3 protein-coding genes are annotated in these 2,415 nt (G+C 48.5%); all 3 read left to right on the forward strand.

The annotated features are described in order from the left end of the window. Positions 1–1,321: (2,3-dihydroxybenzoyl)adenylate synthase (locus tag ACWHAR_RS19875; RefSeq protein WP_452087600.1), on the forward strand; the 1,321-nt coding region annotated here is incomplete at its 5' end. A 27-nt stretch (positions 1,322–1,348) separates the two neighbouring features. Continuing rightward, positions 1,349–2,287: an isochorismatase gene (locus ACWHAR_RS19880; RefSeq protein WP_041057622.1), complete on the forward strand. Its 939-nt coding sequence runs from the start codon at positions 1,349–1,351 to the stop codon at positions 2,285–2,287. A 19-nt stretch (positions 2,288–2,306) separates the two neighbouring features. Continuing rightward, the coding region (locus tag ACWHAR_RS19885) for a hypothetical protein (RefSeq protein WP_452087601.1) at positions 2,307–2,415 on the forward strand (109 nt) is incomplete at its 3' end.

Genomic DNA, 2,415 nt, shown 5'->3' on the forward strand with positions numbered 1-2,415 from the left:
GCTTCCAGTCTTCGCACTGCCTTCTCATCGAAGCAGTGAAATTACATATTTTTGCGAGTTTGCTGAAGCGGCTGCATATATCATTCCCGACGCTTATTCCGGTTTTGACTATCGTACGCTTGCCAGACAGGTTCAAAGCAAGTTGCCGACTTTGAAAAACATCATTGTCGCAGGTGAGGCAGAGGAATTTTTGCCGCTCGAGGATTTGCATACAGAACCTGTAAAACTGCCTGAAGTCAAATCTTCGGATGTGGCGTTCCTCCAGCTTTCTGGCGGGAGCACCGGGCTATCGAAACTGATTCCGAGGACCCACGATGACTACATATACAGCCTGAAGCGGAGTGTGGAGGTCTGCTGGCTCGACCACAGCACGGTGTACTTGGCCGCGCTGCCGATGGCACACAATTATCCGCTGAGCTCACCCGGCGTTCTCGGCGTATTATACGCTGGAGGAAGAGTGGTATTATCTCCTTCTCCAAGTCCAGATGACGCATTTCCTTTAATTGAACGGGAAAAGGTCACGATAACCGCTCTTGTTCCGCCTCTTGCGATGGTATGGATGGATGCGGCATCCTCACGCCGTGATGATTTATCCAGCCTTCAAGTGCTGCAGGTCGGCGGTGCCAAGTTTAGTGCTGAAGCCGCGCGCAGGGTAAAAGCTGTTTTCGGCTGCACGCTGCAGCAGGTGTTCGGAATGGCAGAGGGTCTCGTCAATTATACGAGATTGGATGATCCTGAGGAGATCATTGTCAACACCCAAGGAAAACCGATGTCTCCATATGATGAAGTGCGTGTTTGGGATGATCAGGATCGCGACGTAAAACCTGGTGAAACAGGCCATCTGCTGACGCGGGGACCGTATACAATTCGAGGTTACTATAAGGCAGAAGAGCATAACGCCGCTTCATTTACTGAGGACGGTTTTTACCGTACGGGTGATATCGTCAGGCTGACACGAGACGGCTATATTGTCGTTGAAGGCCGGGCGAAGGATCAAATTAACCGTGGAGGAGAAAAGGTTGCGGCTGAAGAGGTAGAAAATCATCTGCTGGCGCATCCGGCTGTCCATGATGCGGCAATGGTCTCCATGCCTGATCAATTTCTTGGCGAAAGATCTTGTGTGTTCATTATTCCCAGGGATGAAGCCCCAAAAGCCGCAGAGCTTAAAGCGTTTTTGAGAGAGCGCGGACTGGCGGCATATAAAATCCCTGACCGAGTTGAATTTGTCGAATCCTTTCCGCAGACAGGGGTAGGAAAGGTAAGCAAAAAGGCTCTTCGTGAAGCCATTTCCGAGAAACTTCTTGCAGGGTCAAGAAAATAAATCAACAATTTGAGAGGAAGTGTTCATATGGCTATACCTGCCATTCAGCCGTATCAAATGCCGACAGCATCTGATATGCCGCAAAACAAAGTATCATGGGGGCCTGATCCGAATCGGGCTGTCTTGTTAATACACGATATGCAAAACTATTTTGTCGATGCTTTCACAGCGGGAGCGTCTCCGGTAACAGAGCTTTCAGCGAATATACGAAAGCTGAAGAATCAATGTGTTCAGCTTGGGATTCCTGTTGTCTATACCGCACAGCCGGGAAGCCAAAATCCGGATGACCGTGCGCTGCTGACAGACTTTTGGGGCCCGGGATTAAACAGCGGTCCTTATGAGGAGAAAATTATAACCGAGCTGGCACCAGAGGATGATGATCTTGTGCTGACAAAATGGAGATACAGCGCGTTTAAGAGAACGAATCTGCTTGAAATGATGCGCAAAGAGGGACGCGATCAGCTGATCATTACAGGAATTTACGCCCATATCGGCTGTCTTGTTACAGCATGTGAAGCATTTATGGAGGATATTAAAGCCTTTTTTGTGGGAGATGCAGTTGCTGATTTTTCATTAGAAAAACATCAAATGGCGCTGGAATATGCGGCTGGACGCTGTGCGTTTACCGTGATGACTGACAGTCTTCTTGATCAGCTGCAGAATGCGCCGGCAGACGTTCAAAAAACGTCAGCAAACACTGGCAAAAAGAACGTGTTTACATGTGAGAATATCCGTAAACAAATTGCTGAGCTTCTACAAGAAACACCGGAAGACATCACAGATCAAGAGGATTTGCTCGATCGTGGTCTTGATTCGGTAAGGATCATGACATTGGTGGAACAATGGCGCCGTGAAGGGGCAGAGGTGACTTTCGTGGAATTGGCTGAACGCCCAACGATCGAAGAATGGCAGAAATTGCTCACAACCCGCAGCCAGCAAGTGCTGCCAAACGCGGATTATTTATAAAAGGAGGGTAAACAAACGGATGCCTGATACAAAAGATCTTCAATATTCTTTGACCGGGGCGCAAACTGGCATATGGTTTGCTCAGCAGCTTGATCCGGACAATCCAATCTACAATACAGCGGAATATA

This window comes from Bacillus sp. LR--39, from assembly GCF_053613335.1.

What these genes read in the sequence shown, in the direction of transcription:
- ACWHAR_RS19880 (WP_041057622.1), top strand. Translation starts at nt 1,349, where the DNA reads ATGGCTATACCTGCCATTCAGCCGTATCAAATGCCGACAGCATCTGAT.